We start from the raw sequence: 19,281 nt of genomic DNA, 5'->3' as shown, positions 1-19,281 counted from the left end.
ATGACCACCACCACCGAACCCCCCGCCACCGCCCGCCCCGAGGAGGGCGGGCGCCCGGTGCGCGACCTGCGCGTCGCCGTCATCGGCTCCGGCTTCTCCGGCCTTGGCACCGCCGTGCGCCTGCTCCAGCAGGGCATCGACGACTTCCTGGTGTTCGAGCGCGCCGACGAGGTCGGCGGCACCTGGCGCGACAACACCTACCCCGGCTGCGCCTGCGACGTCATGTCGCACCTGTACTCCTTCTCCTTCGCCCGCAACCCCGAGTGGAACAGCACCTTCGGCGGCCAGGGCGAGCTGCTGGCCTACCTCAAGGACACCGCCGAGCGCTTCGGCGTGCGCCCCTACCTGCGCCTGGGCCACGAACTGCTCGCCGCCCGCTGGGACGAGGACCTGCGCCGCTGGCACATCGAGACCTCCCAGGGCCGCTACACCGCCCAGGTCCTGGTCACCGGCACCGGCTACCTCTCCGAGCCGTCCGTACCCGACCTGCCGGGCCTGGAGACCTTCCAGGGCACCGTCTTCCACTCCGCGCGCTGGGACCACGGGCACGACCTCACCGGACGCAACGTCGCCGTCATCGGCACCGGCGCCTCCGCCATCCAGTTCGTCCCCAAGATCCAGCCCCGGGTCGGGCGCCTGGACCTCTACCAGCGCACCCCGCCCTGGGTGGGCCCCAAGAACGACAAGCCCACCAGCGCCCGCCAGCGCTGGATGCTGCGCCACCTGCCCGGCTACCAGAGCCTTCGGCGCAACTTCAACAGGCACGGGCGCGAGGTCCTCGCCTTCGTCCTGTCCCGCCCCAAGCTCGCCGCCAAGATGCAGAAGATGGCCAGCGACCACCTGCGCAAGTCCGTCGCCGACACCGCGCTGCGCGCCCGCCTGACCCCGGACTTCGTCCTCGGCTGCAAGCGCCTGCTGTTCTCCAACACCTGGTACCCGGCGATCCAGCAGCCCAACGTCGACATCGTCTCCGACGCCATCACCGCGATCGGCCCCACCTCGCTCACCACCGCCGACGGCACCGTCCGCGAGGTCGACACCATCATCCTGGGCACCGGCTTCCACGCCACCGACCGCCCCGTGGCCAGGCGCGTCTTCGGACGCGGCGGCGCCTCGCTGCGCGAGGCCTGGAAGGACGGCATGTCCGCCCACCGCGGCACCACCGTCGCCGGCTTCCCCAACCTGTTCATGCTGCTCGGCCCCAACACCACCCTCGGGCACTCCTCCCAGGTCGTCATGATCGAGGCCCAGATCGCCTACGTCATGGACGCCCTGAAGGCCATGGACAAGCGCCGGCTGGCCAGCGTCGAGGTCCGCCCCCAGGCCCAGCAGGACTACAACACCGCCCTCGCCGCCAAACTCGACGGCACCGTGTGGAACGCCGGCGACTGCAAGAGCTGGTACATCGACGCCGGCGGGCGCAACAGCTCCATCTGGCCCACCTACACCTGGCGCTTCCGCCGCCAGACGCGCCGCTTCGACCTGGAGTCCTACCAGGTCGCCACCCTCACCGGCGCCGACCGCCTCACCGCCGCCCGCACCGCCGCCTGACCCCACCACCCGCGCCACGCACCACGCACCAGTCGGGCACCACCGCACCACCCGCTCCACCGGGCACCGCCCGCACCGGGGCTCCGCGGCCCGAGGCACCGCGGCGCCACGCCCCGGCACCACCGCCGTCCGGGCGACCGACAGCGCACACCCGCTGACACGACGATCGGGAGAATCTGAGATGAGCAAGGCAGCACTGTCGCGGCGCGGCCTGATCACCGGCATGGCCGCGGCCGTGGTGGGCTGGAACACCGCCACCCGTTCCTGGGCCACCACCGCCGACACCACCCCCCTGAACGCCGCCACCGTCTCCGCCGTACCCGCCCTGGACGGGACCCTGGTCACGGCCCCCGCCACCCTCGCCGGCTACGCCGGCGACTTCGGCCACATGGTCAGCGCGGCCCCCCGCGCCGTCCTGAGGCCCGGATCCGTCCAGGACATCGTCAAAATCGTCAACTACGCCCGCTGCAACGGCCTCAAGGTCGCCATGAACGGGCGCAGCGGCACCGGCGAGGACCTGGAGTCGCACTCCAGCTACGGGCAGGCCACCGCGCCCGGCGGGATCTCCATCGACGCCCGCTCGCTGAACCGGATCCTGTCCGTCGGCGCGGGCAGCGCGGTGGTGGAGCCGGGGGTGACGTGGGCGCAGCTGACGGAGGCGGCGCTGGCGCAGGGCAGGACCCCGCCGTGCCTGACGGACTACCTGCACCTGTCGGTAGGCGGGACGATCAGCATCGGCGGGATCGGCGGGACGGTGCAGAAGTACGGGCTGCAGGCGGACACGGTGGAGTCGATCGACATCGTGACCGGGACCGGGCAGCTGGTGACGGCCTGCGCGACGCGCAACCGGGACCTGTTCCAGGCGGCGCTGGCGGGCGGCGGGCAGGTGGGCATCATCGTGCGGGCGACGGTGAAGCTCGTGCCGGCGCCGCAGCGCGCGGTGGTGTTCAACCTGTTCTACGACGACCTGTCGGTGTACCTGGCCGACCAGGAGCGGCTGCTGGCGGACGGGCGGTTCGGCTCGCAGGTCGGGGAGGTGGTGCGCAACGCCTCCGACAGCGCGTGGCGGTACAAGATCGAGGCGGTGGCGTACTACAGCGGGTCGGCGGTGCCGGACCGCGCGGCGCTGCTGCGGGGGCTGTCGCCGGTGGCGGCGGACACCACGGTGGTGGACCAGTCCTACCGGGAGTACACGTTCCGGGTGGACGCCTTCGCGGACGCGTTGAAGGAGGGCGGGTACTGGCACGAGCCGAAGCCGTGGCTGAGCCTGTTCCTGCCGGCCTCCACGGCGGGTGCGTTCATGCGCGAGGTGGTGCGGGAGCTGACGCCCGGTGACATCGGGGCGGGGTTCCTGCTGTTCTACCCGTACGCGTCGGCGAAGTTCACCCGGCCGTTCGCGGTGATCCCCGAGGAGCCGGTGGGCTGGCTGTTCGACCTGCTGGCGTTCCCGGCGCCGGGCTCGGACGCGGCGGCGATGCTGGAGCGCAACCGCCGGCTGTACGACCGGGCGGTGGCGCTGGGCGCGAAGCGGTACCTGGTGGGTGCGGTGCCGCGGATGACGCGCGGCGACTGGCAGCGGCACTTCGGCACCCGGTGGGACGCCCTGGTGGCGGCCAAGCGCACGTGGGACCCGGCGAGGATCCTGACGCCCGGCCAGGGGTTCTTCGGCTGAGCGGCGGGCCCGGGGGGCGGGGCCCGCGCCCCGGGCCCGGTTCGTCCCTGCTTCCCCTCTTCTGTTCGTTCTCTTCATCGTTTCGCCGGCGTGTGCCCCGCGGTGCGCGCCCTGCCCCGGGCCCCGTGCCCGCCTGGAGGTTCCCGTGAACAGCTACGACATCGTCGACGAGGCGATCATCGACGCGCCGGTGGAGCGGGTCTGGGAGGCGCTGGTCGCCGAACTGGGCGGCGCGGCGCACTGGTGGGTGCCGCACAACACGTTCGAGCCGGGGGCGGTGGGCCCGGAGCGCGAGGGCGGGAGCACCGTGGTGACGGTGCACACCAAGGGCGTCGACAAGGGCGGCCCGAAGCTGCGGTTCACCGCGCGCACGACGGCGGTGGAGCCGGGGCGGCGCCTGGCGGCGGACTACGTGGCGGGGGCGTTCCGCGGCAGCAGCGAGTTCCGGCTGACCGCGGTGGACGGCGGGGCCCGCACCCGGCTGTCGATGGCCTTCCAGGCCGCCCCGCAGGGGTGGCTGCGCCTGCTGGCGAAGGTCGCCGACATCGGTGCGGAGCACTCGCGGGCCACCCGCAACGCCTTCGCGCACCTGGACGCGCTGCTCGCGGGTGCGGGGGGTGCGCGGTGAGCCCGGGCCCGGGTGCGGGCGCGGGTGCGGCCGTGCTGACCGCCCCCGCCGCCGGTGCGGCCGGTGCGGCCGGTGCGGCCGGTGCGGTGGTGGTGGCGGACGCCACGGTGCGCACCGACGACGGGGCGCGGCTGGTGGCGACCGTGCACGCCCCGGCGGGCGGTGCGCGCGAGCGCACGGTGGTCCTGGCGCACGGCTGGGCCGCGGGGCGCACCGTGTGGGAGGGGACGGCGCGGGTGCTGGCGGCCGGCGGGCACCGGGTGGTGTCCTTCGACCAGCGCGGGCACGGCTCCTCCACGGCGGGCGGCGAGCCGGTCGCGGTGGAGCGCCTGGGCCGGGACCTGGAGGCGGTCATCGAGCACCTGGTGCCGGCCGGCGAGGCGGCGGTGGTGGCCGGGCACTCGGGCGGCGGGTTCGCCGCGCTGTCGCTGGCGGCGCGCTGGTTCGCCGAGGACCCGCGGGCCGCGGGCGGGCGGCTGCACGCCCTGGTGCTGGCCGCGAGTGCCGCCCACGGGCAGGACACCCCCGCCGGCGAGGTGCGGATGATGGGCAGTGCGCTGTTCAGCCGGGCCCTTGGGGTTCCGTGGCTGGGGCGGCGGCTGCTGGCGCAGACCCTGGGCGCCGGCGCCCCGCGCGGGGTGCAGGAGGCCAACCGGCGGCTGTTCGCGGCCACCGACCGCGGGGTGCGGGCGGCGTGCTTCGCCTCCACCCGCGGGATGGACCTGCGGGCGGCGCTGGCGGCGGTGACGGTGCCGGCCGTGGTGATCGCCGGCGAGGCGGACAGGGTCGTCGATCCGAAGGACGGCCGGGCCCTGGCCCGGGCGCTGGCGCACGGGCGCTTCGAGTCGCTGCCCGCCACCGGGCACATGCTGCCGCTGGAGGCCCCGCACCGCCTGGCCGCGGTGGTCGCCGGGCTGGCCGGGCGCTGATGGGCGCCGCCGCGCCCGCCGCCGGTACTGCCCGCGTCGGTGCCCGCGTCGGTGCCGGTGGCGGGGGTGGGCGCGGGGTGCTGCTGGCGCGGGTGCTGCCCGCGTCGGTGGCGGTGGCCGAGGCGTTCGACGACCTCGCGCCGGCGCCGCTGTTCGCCGCCGAGCAGGCCCTGATGGCCGGGCGCGGCGAGCGCCGGCGCCGCCAGTTCGCCACCGCCCGCACCTGCGCGCGCCGGGCGCTGGCCCAGCTCGGCCAGCCCGGCGCGGCCCTGCTGCCCGGCCCCGGCGGCGCGCCCGGGTGGCCCGCCGGGACCACCGGCAGCATCACCCACTGCGAGGGCTACCGGGCGGCGGCCGCGGTGCGCACCGGCGCGTTCCTGTCGCTGGGCATCGACGCCGAGCCCGCCCACGCCCTGCCCGCCGGCGTGCTGTCGCTGGCCGCCGGCCCCGGCGAGCAGCGCCACCTGGCGTCGCTGCCGCAGGGCGCGGTGCCGTGGGACCGGCTGCTGTTCTGCGCCAAGGAGGCCGTGTACAAGGCCTGGTACCCGCTGGGGCGGCGCTGGCTGGGCCTGCGCGATGCCGAGGTGCGCCTGGACGCGGCGGGCACGTTCAGCGCCGTGCTGCGGGCGGGCGCGGTGCCCGCGGGGGTGCCCTGGCGCTACCGCGGGCGCTGGACGGCCGGGCAGGGCCTGCTGCTGGCCGCGGTCGCCGTGCCCGCCGCGGCGGGCGGCGCGGGCGCCCTCGGGGTGCCCGGCGCGCCCGGTGCGGGCGTGCCCGTCGCGCGGGCCTGCTGAGGACGCCGCCGCCCGCTGCCCCTTGCTGTGCCCTGCCCGGGAGCCCCGGGCCCCCGGCCGCACACGGCCCCCGGGGCCCGGGGCTGCGGTGCTTCCGGTGCTTCGGGGTGCGGGGTTTCGGGGTGTCAGCCGGCGAGGACGACGGTCTCGGCGGGGCCGCTGAAGGGGGTGGGCCGGGCGGGGGCGCCGGCGGCGGCCAGGCGGCGGTGCTCCTGGGGGCTGATGCCGCGTACCCGTTTGAACGCGGCGCTGAGCGCGAAGGCGTTGCTGTAGCCGACCTTGCGGGCGGCGAAGGCGACGGTGCACTCGGGTTCGCGCAGCAGGTCCGCGGCCACCGCCAGGCGCCAGCCCGCGAGGTAGGCCATCGGGGGCTCGCCGACCAGGGCGGTGAAGCGCCGGGCCAGGCCCGCGCGGGAGACGCCGACCTTCTGGGCGAGGTCGGCGACCGTCCACGGGCGGGCGGGGTCGTCGTGGATCAGGCGCAGGGCGGGTCCGACGACGGGGTCGTGCTGGGCCCGGTACCAGGCGGGGGCGCCGGAGTGGGGGGCGGCGAGCCAGCTGCGCAGGACGCTGACGACCAGGAGGTCCAGGATGCGGTCCAGGACGAGTTCCTGGCCGGGTTCGCTGCGGCCGATCTCGGCGGAGAGGAGTTTGACGAGGGTGTCGTCGGCGCCGGTGCCGGCGGGGCGCACCAGCAGGGCGGGCAGGCAGGCCAGCAGGCGCTGGCCGATCTCGTGTTCGGCCTGGTAGGTGCCGGAGAGCATGACGCAGGAGGTGGTGTCGTCGGGGCGGCTCTCGCCCCAGGTGCGCACGCCCAGCGCCATCGACTCGGCGACGTCGGTGCCGTCGCGCGAGCAGCTCTGGCCGGGGCCGATGAGGACCTGGACGGGGGTGTCGGGGTCGTCGGAGACGGTGTAGGGCTCGGGGCCGCGCACGATGGCCACGTCGCCGGGGCGCAGGAGCAGCGGGGTGCCGCGTTCGGGCAGGATCCAGGCGTCGCCGCGGATCATGGTGACGACGGAGAGGGGGGCGCGGTCCTCGATCCGCAGGGACCACGGGGGGCTGAGGATCGAGCGGAGCAGGAACGCTCCGCGCGCCTTGGGGCCGTCCAGCAGGCCCGTGAGAGTGTCCATGGCCGAAGTGTAGACGCCGGAACATGGATTGACGTCGCGTCATTTGAGAGGGTCTTGAGTGGTCGGGGTGGGTCCCGGCCGCGATCCGTTGGATGATCGCAGGGTATGTGTTGCGCAACTCACCGGAGGGAAGCCCACGATGGAACTGTCGCGTGTGATCGCGCTCGTGGCCGCCACGATCACGACCGGCCTGACGGCCGGCCTGTTCTACGCCTACGCGTGCTCGGTGATGCCGGGTCTGCGGGGGGTGGACGACCGGACGTTCGTGGAGGTGATGCAGCGGATCAACGTGGCGATCCTGAACGGCTGGTTCGTGCTGGGGTTCGTGGGGGCGCTGCTGTCGACGGGGGCGGCGGTGGCGCTGCACCTGCCGGCGGCGGGGCGCGATGTGCTGCCGGCGGCGGTGGCGGCGCTGGTGTTCTACGTGGCGGCGCTGGCGGTGACGCGCAAGGTGAACATCCCGCTCAACGACGCGCTGGCGGCGGCGGGCCAGCCGGGGCGGATCGCGGACCCGGCGGCGGTGCGGGCGCGGTTCGAGGCGCGGTGGGTGCGGTGGAACGTGGCGCGGGCGCTGCTGTGCACGGCGGCGCTGGGGTGCCTGTGCTGGGCGCTGGTGCTGCACGGCGGCGGCTGACCTTCCCGCGCCGCCGTTCGGGCCCCGGGCGGGGTCCGAACGGCGGTGTGCACCGGCGCCCTTGCACTCCTGCACTCCTGTGCTCCTGCACTCCTGTGCCCGTGCGCTCGTGCGCCCGTGTGCCCGTGCTCGTGTGCTCGTGCGCTCGTGTGCCCGTGTGCTCGTGCGGGGTGTTCAGCGCTGCGGCGGGGGCGCGGGCGGGTTGCGGCGCAGCGGGGCGAGTTCGCGTTCCAGGGTGTGGAGGTCGGCGGCGATGCGGTGGGCGATGTCGCCGGCTCCGGCGCCGGGGGGCAGGTGGCGGCTCCAGGAGCGGGCGCGGGCGGGGCCGTCGTGGGTCATGTGGAAGGTCAGGCGCAGGGCGCCGTCCAGGTCGACGAGGGTGATCAGGACGTGGGTGTCGGACAGGTCGATGGCGACCTCGTTGCCGATGCAGGAGCAGCGCACGAGGTCGGCGATCTGGGCGTCCGCGAGGTGTCTGGCGAGTTGGATCGCCTTTCCCTCGATGCGAAAGGGTCGCAGTGCGGGACTCACGGTGGCTGCCGTCCTTCCCTTCGGGGTCCCTGGTGCCCGGTGGCACCGGGGCGCCCGGGCGCCGGTGAGGGGGTGTGTGGCGCGCGGTGCCCGCCATGATGCGCCTGCGGGGTGCCCGGTGTCCAAGTCGCCTGCCCGGTGGGGGGTTTGGGCGGCGGCGCGCGGGGCGCGCGGGGCGCACGCCGCCCCGCCCGCCCCGCGCGCCCCGCGCCGGGGTGCGGGGGCGGGGGGTGTCAGTGCGCCGTGCCGGCGCGGTTCGAGGCCGCGCCGGGCGGCGTCGGCGGCGCGGTAGGAGGAGAGGCCCGCGAGCGCCCCGCCGCTGCCGTGGGGCCGCTCCCCCGTCCGCTCGTTGCGTACCCGGTACAGGCGTGTGCCAAGGTCCCCGCGCGCGCCGTAGCCGTGGAGTCCGGGGGTCTGGACTCGAACGGGCTTGACGGGGGCTCTCCGTGGCCGGAGTTCGACGGGCTGTGTCCGTGGTGTCCCGGCGGTGGCTGCCGTCGGAGGCGGGGGTCTGCTTGGCCGCGGCGTCGGCGCGAGGTGGGGGAACGGCCGTGGACAAGGGGCCCCTTGACCCGACGTCATCGCCCTGGGCCCCGTTCGGTGTGCAGCTTCGCAGGTCACGCGAGGGTCGCGGCCTCACGCGGGCGCAGCCGGCGGCGCAGGTGCAAGGACGACCCGTCCTGCGTCTCGTTCGTCGGACTTGCGCAGCGGCCTCCGGTGAGGGGTTCGCCCTCGCGGCGGGCCAGGTCCTGGAGGCGGGCGGGAGGCTGTCGTTGATGTACTGGCAGCACCGGCACACCGTCCTGGTGCCCGGGTTCCGAGTACGCCGCCTGCGAGTCCCGGGCCGCCGAGGCCGGGCTCCTCGAGGCCGGTGTCGTCCCGGGGCCGCTCCAGGCCGGGGAGTGCGCGGGCGCGCTGGAGGCGGGAATCGCCAGGAGCGGCGGTGCCGCCCGGGAGCAGGCGCAGGGGGGCGTGAGGTTCCTGACGACCCGCCGGCAGTGCCTTGAGCGCGTGCCCGCGCCGCTTGTCCGCGCGGTCAAGGATCCCGGCGGGCCCGCCCCGGTCTTCCCCCGCGACGCCTGGCGGTCCTTCGCCGCCGCGGTGCGCGCGGGCGGGTTCGGCAGCGCCCGACCCCCCGGCCGGCCTTCCGGCCCGCCGCGCGCCGGGTCCGGGCGGGGGCGGTCTCGGCGGTGGGCGGGGGTGTCGGCGTACCCTCGTGCCCGTGTCCGCGCCCCCGCCGTCCCCGCCGTCCCCGCCCTCGCCCCCGTCGCCGTCGCCGTCGTCGCCGTCCCTGCACCGGGTTGCCGTCCTGGTCCTGGAGGGTGCCAAGCCCCTGGATGTCGGGATTCCCGCGCAGGTGTTCACGACCCGGGCGAGCATGCCCTACGAGGTGCGGGTGTGCGGTGCGGCGCGGGGCCTGGTGGCGGGGGGCGACGGCCTGTCGTACGCGGTGGCGCACGGTCTGGAGGCGCTGGCGTGGGCGGACATCGTGTTCGTTCCCGGCTACCGGCGCCCGGACCGCGAGGAGCCGCCGCGGGCGGTGCTGGAGGCGCTGGTGGCCGCGCATGCGCGCGGTGCGCGGCTGGCCGCGATCTCCACCGGTGCGTTCGCGCTGGCGGCGACCGGTCTGCTCGACGGGCGGCGGGCCACCACGCACTGGCACTACACGCGGGCGCTGGCCGCCGGGCACCCGCTCGTGCGGGTCGACGAGAACGTCCTGTTCGTGGACGAGGGCGGGGTGCTGACGTCCGCGGGCGCCGCCTCGGGGATCGACCTGTGCCTGCACATCCTGCGCGGCGACCTGGGGGTGGCGGCCTCCAACCATGCGGCCCGGCGCCTGGTGGCCGCGCCCTACCGCAGCGGCGGCCAGGCCCAGTACGTGCCGCGCAGTGTGCCCGAGCCGCTGGGCGAGCGGTTCGCGGCGACCCGGCAGTGGGCGCTGGGGCGCCTGGGGGAGCCGCTGACGCTGCAGGTCCTGGCGCGTCATGCGGCGGTCTCCCCGCGGACCTTCTCGCGGCGCTTCGCCGAGGACACCGGGTACACGCCGATGCAGTGGGTGATGCGTGCGCGCGTCGACGCCGCCCGCGAGCTGCTGGAGCGCTCCCAGCTGGCGGTCGAGCAGATCGCCGCCGACACGGGGCTGGGCACGGGGGCGAACCTGCGCCAGCACTTCCAGCGGGTCCTTGGCACCACGCCCACCGAGTACCGGCGCACCTTCGCCCGCGGCGAGTAGCCCGCCCCGGCCCGGCCGGCGGCCCCTGCTCCCCCGGTCCGGGCCGGTCCGGCGGCCCCTGCTCCCCCGGCCCCGGCCTGTCCGGCGGCCCCTGCTCCCCCGGTCCCGGCCTGTCCGGCGGCCCCTGCTCCCCCGGCCCCGGCCTGTCCGGCGGCCCCTGCTCCCCCGGTCCCGGCCTGTCCGGCGGCCCCTGCTCCCCCGGCCCCGGCCTGTCCGGCGGCCCCTGCTCCCCCGGTCCCGGCCGGTCCGGCGGCCTGCGGGGCAGGGGTGCGCGGTGTTGGCGCGATCCTTTCGGAGCGTGGCGATCACGGCGCTGTCAGCGCCGGGGGCGGTGCGCGAGCCTGGTGGCGAACCCGCAAGGACCGGAAAGGACCCGCCCCCATGACCCGCATCGCCATCAACGGATTCGGCCGCATCGGACGCAACGTGCTGCGCGCGCTGCTGGAGCGCGACAGCGCCCTGGAGGTGGTCGCCGTCAACGACCTCACCGAGCCCGTCGCCCTCGCCCGCCTGCTCGCCTACGACACGGCCGCCGGGCGGCTGGGGCGCCCGGTGCGCGCCGAGGGCGACGCCCTGGTGGTCGACGGGCGGCGCATCGCCGTGCTCGCCGAGCGCGAGCCGGCCAAGCTGCCCTGGGCCGAACTCGGCGTCGACATCGTCCTGGAGGCGACCGGCCGCTTCACCTCCGCCGCCGGCGCCCGCGCCCACCTCGAGGCCGGCGCCCGCAAGGTCCTGGTCAGCGCGCCGGCCGACGGCGCCGACGTCACCCTCGCCTACGGCGTCAACACCGGCGCCTGGGACCCGCAGGCGCACACCGTCGTCTCCAACGCCTCCTGCACCACCAACGCCCTCGCGCCGCTGGCCGCCGTCCTGGACACCCTCGCCGGCATCGAGCACGGCTTCATGACCACCGTCCACGCCTACACCCAGGAGCAGAACCTCCAGGACGGCCCGCACCGCGACCCCCGCCGCGCCCGCGCCGCGGCGGTCAACATCGTGCCCACCACCACCGGCGCGGCCAAGGCCATCGGCCTGGTCCTGCCGAACCTCGACGGCCGGCTCTCCGGCGACTCCATCCGGGTGCCCGTGCCCGTCGGGTCGATCGTCGAGCTCAACACCACCGTCGCCCGCGACGTGACCCGCGAGCAGGTCCTCGCCGCCTACCGCGAGGCCGCCGACGGGGCGCTCGCCGGGATCCTGGAGTACTCCGAGGACCCGCTGGTGTCCTCCGACATCACCGGCAACCCCGCCTCCGCCATCTTCGACTCCGCCCTCACCCGCGTCGACGGCCGGCGCATCAAGGTCGTCGCCTGGTACGACAACGAGTGGGGCTTCTCCAACCGCGTCGTGGACACCCTCCACCTCCTCGCCGCCCACTGACCCCCCGGCACCCGCCCGCCCGGCACCCGACCCCGCCCGGCACCCGACCCCTCCCGGACCCCGACACCCGCCCGGGGCGCCCCCGCACGGGGCGCGGGCGGGCGGGGCGCGGGCGGGGCGGGGGCGGGGCGGGGGCGGGGCTGATCGGCGACTGCCGGGCGGGGCGGGCGGGTTGTGCGGGTCCGCCGGACCTGTCCGCGGCCCGCCTCCCGGCGGCCGTCGGTCCGGGTCGCCGCGCGGCTGTGAAAAACCGCTGTCCGGCCACCGGAGCGCGGTGGTAGACATCCGGCGTGGAAAAGAATCTTGAGTTCCCCGACCTGCTGCGCCTGATCGACGAGCGGTCGACCGCCTTCCGCGCCGCGGTCGCGGCCGCGCCCGGCCTCGACGCGCCGGTGCCGACCTGCCCCGAGTGGACGCTGTTCGACCTGGTGAAGCACCTGGGCGGGGGAGACCGCTTCTGGGCCGCCATCGTGGGCGCGGGGCCTGCCGACGGCCCCCCGGCCGGGGCCGCCGCCGCGCGCGCCGCGCTGGAGGTGCCGCGGGAGCGCGAGGCCATGCTGGCCTGGCTGGCCGCGTCGACGCGGCTCCTGCTGGACGCCCTGCGCGAGGCGGGCCCGGACGCCGGCTGCTGGGCGTGGTGGAGTGCCCTGCAGACGCCGCGGACCTCCGGAGGAGTGGCCCGCCACCGGGTCCAGGAGAGCGCGGTGCACACCTACGACGCGCTGCTCGCCTCGGGCGCCGCGCAGCCGCTGCCGGCCGAGGTGGCGCTCGACGGGGTGGAGGAGTTCCTGTTCACCTGCGTCGCCTCGCCCGTCGCCTGGCCGCACAAGCCCGCGACCTTCGACTTCCACGCCGCCGAGGGCCGCTCCTGGCGCCTGACGGTCGACGGCGACGGCGCACGCTCCGCCCGCATCCCCGCGCCCGGCGCCGCGACCGGCGAGGACGCGGCCGGTGTCTCCGTCCACGGCACGGCCGGTGAGCTGGTCGTCTACCTGTACGACCGCATCCCGGCCGAATCCCTGCGCGTGGACGGAGACGCAGGGCTGCTCGACCTGCTCCGTGCCTGGGAGCCGGAGGAGTAGGACGCGGGCGCGGCGCGGGCGGCCGCGCCCCGGGCCTGCCGGACGCGGCCCTTCGCCGAGTTCGCCGCCCGCGGCACCGGGCTCACCCCCGCGAGGCGGCCGAGCGGACCGGTCGGCTGCGGCGAGCCGCCTGCGCTCCCCTGCCCGTGCGACCAGTGCGACCAGTCCAACCAGTGCGACCAGTCCAACCAGTGCGACCAGTGCGACCAGTGCGACCAGTGCGACCGGTCGCCCCGGAGCGGCGGACGGCCACCGGTGCGGCGAAAGGGCCCCACCGCCGAGGCGGTGGGGCCCTTTCGCCGCACCCGGCGCCGGCCGGCCCTCGCGTCCGCACCCGGCGCCGGGCCGGGCCCGGGCCGGGCGGAGGGCACCCGCCGGCCCGGCACGCCCGGGTCCCCCGGTCCGGGTCGCGCCGCCGGAGCGCGGCAGCGGCGCGTCCGCGCCCGCATCGGCGGGCACCGGGCGGCCTCAGGCCGCGCCGAGCCCCAAGGAGCGGACCAGCTCGGCGAGTTCGGCGCGAAAGAGCTTGTCGGGTGAGGGCGTCTGGGTGCGCAGGTGGCCGTAGACCTCCAGCGCGACCAGGCCGTGCAGGTGGCCCCAGATCCGCAGGGCCAGGGCCACCCCGTCCGGCGGGAGCGCGGGGAACGCGGGGCGGACCTTGTCGAGCAGGCCGGGGTCGAAGTCGTCCCAGCCGAAGCCGCCGCCGCCGTGGGCCGCCTCGGCCCCGCTCCAGGCGGCGTCCGCCAGCGCGGCGATGCCCACGCACACCCGCCGGGCGGCATCCGGCGCGGCGCCGCCCTCGGGGGCCCGGTAGCCGGGGACGGGGTCGCCGTAGACCAGCCGGAAGCCCTCGGGGTTGGCCAGCGCCCAGGCGCGGAAGGCGTGCGCCCAGGCGCGGATCCGCTGCTGCGGGGCGTCGTGCTCCGTCCGGGCCCAGGAGGCGTCGACGGCGTCGGCGAGCGCGGTGTAGACCTCCGCGACGAGGGCGGTGACCAGGTCGTCGCGGGTCGCGAAGTAGCCGTAGATGGCGTTGGCGGTCATGCCCATCTCGCGGGCGATCGCCCGCAGGGTGATCGCGTCGGGGCCGCCGGCGCCCATCAGCTCCAGCGCCGTGGACTTGATCTCGGCGGTCGTCTCGGCCCGCAGCCGCTCGCGTCGTCCGGTGCTTCGGGTGCCTGCCACGCGCTCACTCTACAGCGTCACCCCGCTGGTTGCCGTCCATAAACTGCACGCCGTATAGTTTTTGCACGGCGTGCGGCCCGGGGGGTCCGCGCCGTCCGCGCGCCGTCCGCCGCGCCGCGGCCACGGCATGGACCAAAGGGGAGAAGCATGCACATCGGCGTCATCGGGGCCACCGGCACCATCGGCAGCCGGGTCGTCACCGAGGCCCTTGAGCGCGGGCACCTCGTCACGGCGTTCAGCCGGGACCCCGCCGCGGCCGCCGACCCCCGCGAGGGGCTCTCCTGGGCCGGCGTCGACGTCCTGGACCCCGCAAGCATCGAGGCCGTCCTGCCCGGCCTGGACGTCCTGATCAGCGGCTTCCAGCCCGGGAACGCGGCGAAGGACTTCGACGACACCCTCCGGCGCTCGATCGCGGACCCGACCGTGTACGCCACCGCCGCCCGGGCCCTGCTCAAGGCCCTGGACAGCCGCCCGCGCACCCGCCTGATCGTCATCGGCGGCGCCGGCAGCCTGGAGAGCGGGCCGGGCGTCGTGCGCGCCGACCACGACGACCTCCTCCACGCCTCGCTGGACGAGCTGGGCCTGCCCCGCGCCTACGCCGCCGCCGTGCGCGGCCACCACGAGGCGCTGAAGGTCCTGCGCGCCTCGAACCGGCTCTGGACCTACTTCAGCCCCGCCGAGCACATCGGCCCCGGCGAGCGCACCGGCCGCTTCCGCATCGGCGGCGACCAGCCCGTGCGGGACGCCGCGGGCCTGAGCCGGATCTCCGCGGAGGACGCCGCGGTCGCCCTCCTCGACGAGGCCGAACTGCCCCGCTTCGTCCAACGCCGCTTCACCGCCGGCTACTGACCCCCCGTCCGCCCCCCCGCCCGCTCCCCCACCCGGCGCTCCCCCACCCGGCGCGCCGCCGCCCGGCGCGCCGCCGCCCGGCGCGCCGCCGCCCGGCGCGCCGCCGCCCGGCGCGCCGCCGCCCGGTGCGCCGCCGCCGGTACGCGGTCCCGCGCGGAAATCCCCTGCCCGCCGCCGGGGCCTTCGGGCAGGAATGCGCCCGTGGACACCACGGCGGGCCCGGCAGGGCGCCCGACGGCGCCGACACGGGCCGCACAGGCCCCGCAGGAGGACCACCACGAGCACGCCCACCGGGCGCTGCCCCGGCAGATGGCGAAGGCGCACAGCGCGGACGGCGGGGGCAGCGCGGACGGCGCGGACGGCGCGGACGGCGGGGGCAGCGCGGACGGCGCGGACGGCGCGGACGGCGGGGGGCAGCGGGGACGGCGGGGACGGCGCGGACGGCGCGGACGGCGGGGGGCAGCGGGGACGGCGGGGACGGCGGGGGGCAGCGGGGACGGCGGGGACGGCGGGGACGGCGGGGACGGCGGGGGGCAGCGGGGAGGGCGGGGACGGCGGGCTGGACGCGCTGCGGGGCGCGGCTGCTGGCCTCGGCCGACGCGCCGGAGCGCAAGGCGGGCTGCGACCTGGTCGCGGGCGCGGCCGGCGCGCACGGGCACCTGCGCGGTCGGGCGGCGACCGCCTGGCGTCAACGGCTTGGTATGGCCCCGCTCTTCCGGTCTGAACTGGCCCCGGCTTGCTGCGACGGGCCCCTGCGTGTTCCGGCCCGGAGCGGCCCCGCTTCCGGTCTGTAGTGGCCCCGCCTTACGGGAGCGGTGTCAGTCGTTGCTGGGCACCATGTCGTATTCGCCGACATCCAGATCTGCGCCGGTCGCGGCGAGGAAGTCCACCACCGCGCGGTCCAGGTGCCGGCCGAAGAGGTTTGTGTCGTCCGGCAAGCCGGAGGGCAGCTCGCCATCCCGGTTGAAGTAGCGGTGGACCTGCAGAATCGCGCCCCCGCGGCCCTCCTCGGCTGCGAGACGGGTTGTCAGATCGGTGAGCGCCTCCATGCGGGGCCGGAGCCTGCCGAGGACCTGGCCGATCTGCTCATCGACTGGCAGGCCGGGCTCGCAGCAGACAACCTTCCAGCAGTGACAAAACGGGATGGTGTGAGGTGAGGTGCTCAGACTCCCCCGCACCGTGACCTCGTCCGGTTCCACGCCAAGCAGCTGGGTAATCTCGTCGGCGGTGGTACCCACGCTGGAGATCGCAAAGTAGACGTACTGAGTCAACGACACCCGCGGAGACTACCGACGCAATCGCACGGCCGCCTGACTATTTCCTCGCCTGCTGCCTGGCTTTGGTCTGCGCGAGGCGGCAGGACTCGGTGCCGGTCTCGATGATGGTGCCGTTGAAGGCGAGGCGGTCGACGATGGCCGCGCAGAGGCGGGGGTCGGTGAAGGTCTTGGTCCAGCGTGCGCCGAGGTCCGCCACGAGGGCGCGCACGGGCTCGCCCGGCGGCACGACCCGAGGGCCGCGCCCCTGATCGCCGGCCTGCTCGCCTCCGGCGGCGCGGACCACGCCTTCGCCCCCGACGCGGCCGAGATCCCGGGCTCCCCCGCACTGCTGCCCGCCCTGGGCGCCCGCGATCCCCGCCCACCCGAGAGGGACCGGGCCCTAGCGGCCTGCGACCCGGTGCGCCGGGCCCGGATGGAGGACGGCGCCTGGAGGGTCGTCGCCGAACTGGAGCGGCTGCGCCCGGGCATCGGCGCGGCGCCCAGCCCGCCGCGCTACGAGTCGGTGCACCGGATGCAGGTGACCCACCGCCAGAGGGCGGGCGCGGCGTACGAGGCGGGCGCCCTGCTCACCCGCGCCGGCGGCGACCCGCTGCGGGCGGCCGACCTGGTGGCAACCGACCTCGCCGCCCCCGCCGCCCCGCCGCAGACCGACCCGCCGCCCCACCGCAGGCCGACCCGCCCGCGCGCCCGCGCGGCCGCGTGTGGAGGGTGCCTGCGCAGGCCGGAAGCAGGGCAGGGCACTGGGCGGCCCGCGGGAAGGCGCCGGCCGTTTTGGCCGCGGAGGTCGGCGACGGGGTCCACGGCGTAGTGATCTTGAAACGGGTGAGGGCCTTCTGGCTCGGTGTGGATTGCGATATCTGCACCGCTATCTGCACCTTCCCCTCCTCGTTGATCGCCGTGCTGGTCACCGCGGTCAAGGAGAGTGGAGTGGATCTGCGCCACAAGCTCTGGAAGATCGGGCCCAACCGCCCTGTGCGGGTGCCGTGGTGGAAACCGGAGGAGGCCCATCCGCCCTGCGCGGTACTCAACGGTCACGGAGCGGGCATCAGGCCACACCGCGTACCGGTGCGACCCGGCGCCGAGTGGCAGCGGCCCGCTGACGGCCCGCGGCCATGGCTTCGGGGTGCTGCGGTGGTACCGGTCGCCGTGGCTGCCCGCTGGTGCCCGGGAACGGGCGGCCGGGCCCGCAGCGGCCCCGGCGGAAGGCGGCGGAAGGCGGCGGAGGCCGTGTGCGGGCAGCGGCCCGCGCCGTGCGCGCCGCGCGCCGCTGCCCGTGCGCCCCGGGGGCGGGGGAACGGGCAGCGGCGCGCGGCGCGCGGGACGGGAGCGGCAGGGGGCCGCAGGCCGGTCAGCGGGAGGCTCGGGAGTGCAGGAGCAGGGCGCGGGTCAACGCCGCCAGGCCCGCCGTGCACAGGGCGGTGCGCAGCATGTTGGTGGCGACCCAGGTGTTCTCGAAATGGGCGCGTACGGCGGCGAAGTCCTGGATCTGGGAGGGGTCTCCGGCCTGGGCGAGCTGGTTGTTGAGGGGGATGTTGACGCCCATGGTGACGATCAGGGCGGCGACGTAGGCGACGGTGGCGGCGGCGGCCCAGAACGCGGCGGTGCGCCGGCCGGCCTTGTGCTCGAGGTAGGCGGCGATGCCGGTGGCCGCGAACGCGCCGACGAAGACGAGGCCGAACAGGCCGTTCTCGATGGACTTGTTGATGTTCTGCATCGCGGTGACGTAGGTGCGGTCGTCGCCCTTGGCCAGGCCGGGCATGACGGAGACGTCGAAGGCGAAGAACAGGCCGGCCATCAGGCCCATGGCGATGGTGGCGGCCACCAGGACGGGGCCGGCGGCCTTGCCCTGGCCGGGACGGGCGGCGGGCACCGGGCCTGCGGGGCTGTAGTGGGCGGCGGGCGGGGCGGCGTGGTAGGCGGGAGCGGTCGGCTCGGAGCGCATCGGGTATTCCTTCGGTGTCGTGTCCCCCCTCACGGACCGGAAGGGGAGCGCCGGGCTGTCGGGCACACGCGCCGCCCGGCCCGCGCCGCCCGGCCCGCGCCGCCCGGCGGGCGGTACGGGGCCGCGCGGCGCAGGCCGGTGCTGGCGGTGCAGGGCGGTGCTGGCGGTGCAGGGCGGTGCTGGCGGTGCGCGGTGGTGCGGGTGGCGCTGGTGGTGTGCGGTGGTGCTGGTGGCGCTGGTGGTGTGCGGTGGTGCTGGTGGCGCTGGTGGTGCAGGCAGTGCTGGTGGCACGGGAAGTGCTGGGCGGTACGGGTGGTGCGGCAGTGCTGGTGGTTCTGGGCGGTACGGGAAGTGCTGGGCGGTACGGGTGGCGCGGTAGTGCTGGCAGTGCGGGTGGCGCGGTAGTGCTGGTGGTACGGGAAGTGCTGGGCGGTACGTGCGGTGCGGCAGTGCTGGTGGTTCTGGGCGGTGCGGGAAGTGCTGGGCGGTACGGGTGGCGCGGTAGTGCTGGCAGTGCGGGTGGTGCGGTGGTGCGGGGTGGTGCGGGGTGTTCAGAGGACCGGGGCCAGGGTGCGGCGGTAGCGGCGGGCCAGGACGGTGTTGCCGAGCAGGCGCACCGGGGCGGGGATGGTGGCGGCCACCGCGGCGGTGGCGGCGCGGTCGGCGCCGTCGAACATCCACGGCTGCAGGTAGGTGCGCACCGCGGCGGGGGCGCTGGCGATGATGCGCCGCTCCAGGGCCAGGTAGGCGCCGGTGGGCATCGCGGCGATGACGGGGAAGACGAGCGACTCCTCCTGGCGCAGGTGGTCGCGGATCAGGGTGTCGAAGCGCTCGGCGGCCTCCACCAGGGGCGCGGGGCCGGCGCCGCGGGCCGCGAGGGCGCCGCCGACGCGGTCCATCGCCTCGTCCAGGGCGCCGTGGTCCTCCACCAGGGCGCGGTCGGCGCCGGCGAAGCCCGGTGAGCGGCGCAGCAGTTCGGGCCAGAGCAGGTCGTCCTCGCTGTGGTGGTGCCAGTCGATGACGGCGCGCAGGCGGCCGAACCAGGCGGCAAGGGCCGGAGCGGTGGCGGCGGTGGTGCGGGGGGCCGCGGCGAGCAGGCGGGCGCCGTCGCGGCGCATCGCGACGTGCATGAGGGCGAAGCCGCGGATGTGCTCGGGCAGACGGCCCAGGCCGTGCTCGCTGGACAGTCGGGCGCTCTCGGGCGGCATGACGCTCCCTCACCCCTTCGGGGCTGTGTGTGGCGGGCGGGCCGGCAGGGGGCCGGCAGCGCAGCCGGCACCGCGCGTGCGGGCGGCCGGGTACCGGCGGTTGGGCGGTGGCGGTGCGACGGTTAGGCGGTGGCGGTTCGGCGGCCGGGTACCGGCGGTCGGGCGGTGGCGGTGCGGCGGTTGGGCGGTGGCGGTTCGGCGGCCGGGTACCGGCAGTCGGGCGGTGGCGGTGCGGCGGTTCGGTGGCGGTTCGGCG

17 protein-coding genes and 1 pseudogene are annotated in these 19,281 nt (G+C 76.5%); 11 read left to right on the top strand and 7 right to left on the bottom strand.

The annotated features are described in order from the left end of the window. The 5 genes from ACGFZP_RS20695 to ACGFZP_RS20675 all read left to right on the top strand — a co-directional run bounded on the left by ACGFZP_RS20695 (position 1) and on the right by ACGFZP_RS20675 (position 5,574). Positions 1-1,551 (top strand): flavin-containing monooxygenase, encoded by a 1,551-nt coding sequence (locus ACGFZP_RS20695; protein WP_392934888.1) that lies wholly within the window; start codon positions 1-3, stop codon positions 1,549-1,551. A 181-nt stretch (positions 1,552-1,732) separates the two neighbouring features. Then, on the top strand, positions 1,733-3,223 hold the full coding sequence (locus ACGFZP_RS20690) for an FAD-binding protein (RefSeq protein ID WP_392934885.1): 1,491 nt from the start codon (positions 1,733-1,735) through the stop codon (positions 3,221-3,223). 145 nt (positions 3,224-3,368) lie between these two features. Continuing rightward, positions 3,369-3,851: an SRPBCC family protein gene (locus tag ACGFZP_RS20685; RefSeq protein WP_392934883.1), complete on the top strand. Its 483-nt coding sequence runs from the start codon at positions 3,369-3,371 to the stop codon at positions 3,849-3,851. Next, entirely contained in the window at positions 3,848-4,780 is a 933-nt protein-coding gene (locus tag ACGFZP_RS20680; RefSeq protein WP_392934880.1) for an alpha/beta fold hydrolase, read from the top strand. Before ACGFZP_RS20685 ends, ACGFZP_RS20680 begins: the two co-directional genes overlap by 4 nt. A 77-nt stretch (positions 4,781-4,857) precedes the next feature. Further along, complete coding sequence (locus ACGFZP_RS20675) at positions 4,858-5,574, top strand: 4'-phosphopantetheinyl transferase (RefSeq protein WP_392934877.1); 717 nt, start codon at positions 4,858-4,860, stop codon at positions 5,572-5,574. A 125-nt stretch (positions 5,575-5,699) separates the two neighbouring features. Here ACGFZP_RS20675 and ACGFZP_RS20670 read toward each other — a convergent pair whose 3' ends face one another. Next, a complete protein-coding gene (locus ACGFZP_RS20670; RefSeq protein WP_392934875.1) occupies positions 5,700-6,707 on the bottom strand; it encodes an AraC family transcriptional regulator in 1,008 nt (335 codons plus the stop codon). A gap of 139 nt (positions 6,708-6,846) precedes the next feature. Between ACGFZP_RS20670 and ACGFZP_RS20665 the strand changes: the two genes are divergently transcribed. Then, positions 6,847-7,341, top strand: coding sequence for a DUF1772 domain-containing protein (locus tag ACGFZP_RS20665; RefSeq protein ID WP_392934872.1), 495 nt, complete (start codon positions 6,847-6,849; stop codon positions 7,339-7,341). 174 nt (positions 7,342-7,515) lie between these two features. Here the strand turns inward: ACGFZP_RS20665 and ACGFZP_RS20660 are convergent, their stop codons facing one another. Then, a complete protein-coding gene (locus ACGFZP_RS20660; RefSeq protein ID WP_392934869.1) occupies positions 7,516-7,872 on the bottom strand; it encodes a hypothetical protein in 357 nt (118 codons plus the stop codon). A gap of 1,291 nt (positions 7,873-9,163) precedes the next feature. Between ACGFZP_RS20660 and ACGFZP_RS20655 the strand changes: the two genes are divergently transcribed. The 3 genes from ACGFZP_RS20655 to ACGFZP_RS20645 all read left to right on the top strand — a co-directional run bounded on the left by ACGFZP_RS20655 (position 9,164) and on the right by ACGFZP_RS20645 (position 12,567). Further along, positions 9,164-10,105, top strand: a complete 942-nt coding sequence (locus tag ACGFZP_RS20655; RefSeq protein ID WP_392935532.1) for a GlxA family transcriptional regulator — start codon at positions 9,164-9,166, stop codon at positions 10,103-10,105. 381 nt (positions 10,106-10,486) lie between these two features. After that, a complete protein-coding gene (gene gap, locus ACGFZP_RS20650) occupies positions 10,487-11,485 on the top strand; it encodes a type I glyceraldehyde-3-phosphate dehydrogenase (RefSeq protein WP_392934866.1) in 999 nt (332 codons plus the stop codon). Between the two features lie 290 nt (positions 11,486-11,775). Then, entirely contained in the window at positions 11,776-12,567 is a 792-nt protein-coding gene (locus ACGFZP_RS20645; RefSeq protein WP_392934864.1) for a maleylpyruvate isomerase N-terminal domain-containing protein, read from the top strand. A 468-nt stretch (positions 12,568-13,035) separates the two neighbouring features. Here the strand turns inward: ACGFZP_RS20645 and ACGFZP_RS20640 are convergent, their stop codons facing one another. Beyond that, positions 13,036-13,749 carry a TetR/AcrR family transcriptional regulator gene (locus ACGFZP_RS20640; RefSeq protein WP_392934861.1) on the bottom strand — a complete coding sequence of 238 codons (714 nt, stop codon included), beginning with the start codon at positions 13,747-13,749 and terminating at the stop codon, positions 13,036-13,038. 147 nt (positions 13,750-13,896) lie between these two features. Between ACGFZP_RS20640 and ACGFZP_RS20635 the strand changes: the two genes are divergently transcribed. Then, positions 13,897-14,598 carry an NAD(P)-dependent oxidoreductase gene (locus tag ACGFZP_RS20635; RefSeq protein ID WP_392934857.1) on the top strand — a complete coding sequence of 234 codons (702 nt, stop codon included), beginning with the start codon at positions 13,897-13,899 and terminating at the stop codon, positions 14,596-14,598. An 818-nt stretch (positions 14,599-15,416) separates the two neighbouring features. Here ACGFZP_RS20635 and ACGFZP_RS20630 read toward each other — a convergent pair. Further along, on the bottom strand, positions 15,417-15,875 hold the full coding sequence (locus ACGFZP_RS20630; RefSeq protein ID WP_392934854.1) for a DUF4279 domain-containing protein: 459 nt from the start codon (positions 15,873-15,875) through the stop codon (positions 15,417-15,419). A gap of 37 nt (positions 15,876-15,912) precedes the next feature. Then, positions 15,913-16,050, bottom strand: a pseudogene (locus tag ACGFZP_RS20625) (ATP-binding protein); the annotation flags it as partial. Between the two features lie 237 nt (positions 16,051-16,287). Here ACGFZP_RS20625 and ACGFZP_RS20620 point away from each other — a divergent pair. After that, a complete protein-coding gene (locus tag ACGFZP_RS20620) occupies positions 16,288-16,683 on the top strand; it encodes a hypothetical protein (protein WP_392934851.1) in 396 nt (131 codons plus the stop codon). Positions 16,684-17,223: 540 nt separating this feature from the next. Here ACGFZP_RS20620 and ACGFZP_RS20615 read toward each other — a convergent pair. Then, positions 17,224-17,817, bottom strand: a complete 594-nt coding sequence (locus ACGFZP_RS20615) for a DUF1772 domain-containing protein (protein WP_392934848.1) — start codon at positions 17,815-17,817, stop codon at positions 17,224-17,226. Positions 17,818-18,368: 551 nt separating this feature from the next. Then, entirely contained in the window at positions 18,369-19,025 is a 657-nt protein-coding gene (locus ACGFZP_RS20610; protein WP_392934845.1) for a hemerythrin domain-containing protein, read from the bottom strand. Between the last annotated feature and the right edge of the window lie 256 nt (positions 19,026-19,281).

The organism is Kitasatospora sp. NPDC048239, assembly GCF_043202015.1.
Classification (GTDB): Bacteria; Actinomycetota; Actinomycetes; order Streptomycetales; family Streptomycetaceae; genus Kitasatospora.
Note: the sequence above shows the minus strand (reverse complement) of the source record. Positions and strands in the feature narration are given on the sequence as shown.

Excerpts from the sequence above, each read along its gene's own strand:
- ACGFZP_RS20695 (WP_392934888.1), top strand. The coding sequence starts at position 1 with ATGACCACCACCACCGAACCCCCCGCCACCGCCCGCCCCGAGGAGGGC.
- ACGFZP_RS20690 (WP_392934885.1), top strand. The coding sequence starts at position 1,733 with ATGAGCAAGGCAGCACTGTCGCGGCGCGGCCTGATCACCGGCATGGCC.
- ACGFZP_RS20670 (WP_392934875.1), bottom strand. The coding sequence starts at position 6,707 with ATGGACACTCTCACGGGCCTGCTGGACGGCCCCAAGGCGCGCGGAGCG.
- ACGFZP_RS20665 (WP_392934872.1), top strand. The coding sequence starts at position 6,847 with ATGGAACTGTCGCGTGTGATCGCGCTCGTGGCCGCCACGATCACGACC.
- gap (WP_392934866.1), top strand. The coding sequence starts at position 10,487 with ATGACCCGCATCGCCATCAACGGATTCGGCCGCATCGGACGCAACGTG.
- ACGFZP_RS20635 (WP_392934857.1), top strand. The coding sequence starts at position 13,897 with ATGCACATCGGCGTCATCGGGGCCACCGGCACCATCGGCAGCCGGGTC.
- ACGFZP_RS20620 (WP_392934851.1), top strand. The coding sequence starts at position 16,288 with ATGGAGGACGGCGCCTGGAGGGTCGTCGCCGAACTGGAGCGGCTGCGC.
- ACGFZP_RS20615 (WP_392934848.1), bottom strand. The coding sequence starts at position 17,817 with ATGCGCTCCGAGCCGACCGCTCCCGCCTACCACGCCGCCCCGCCCGCC.
- ACGFZP_RS20610 (WP_392934845.1), bottom strand. The coding sequence starts at position 19,025 with ATGCCGCCCGAGAGCGCCCGACTGTCCAGCGAGCACGGCCTGGGCCGT.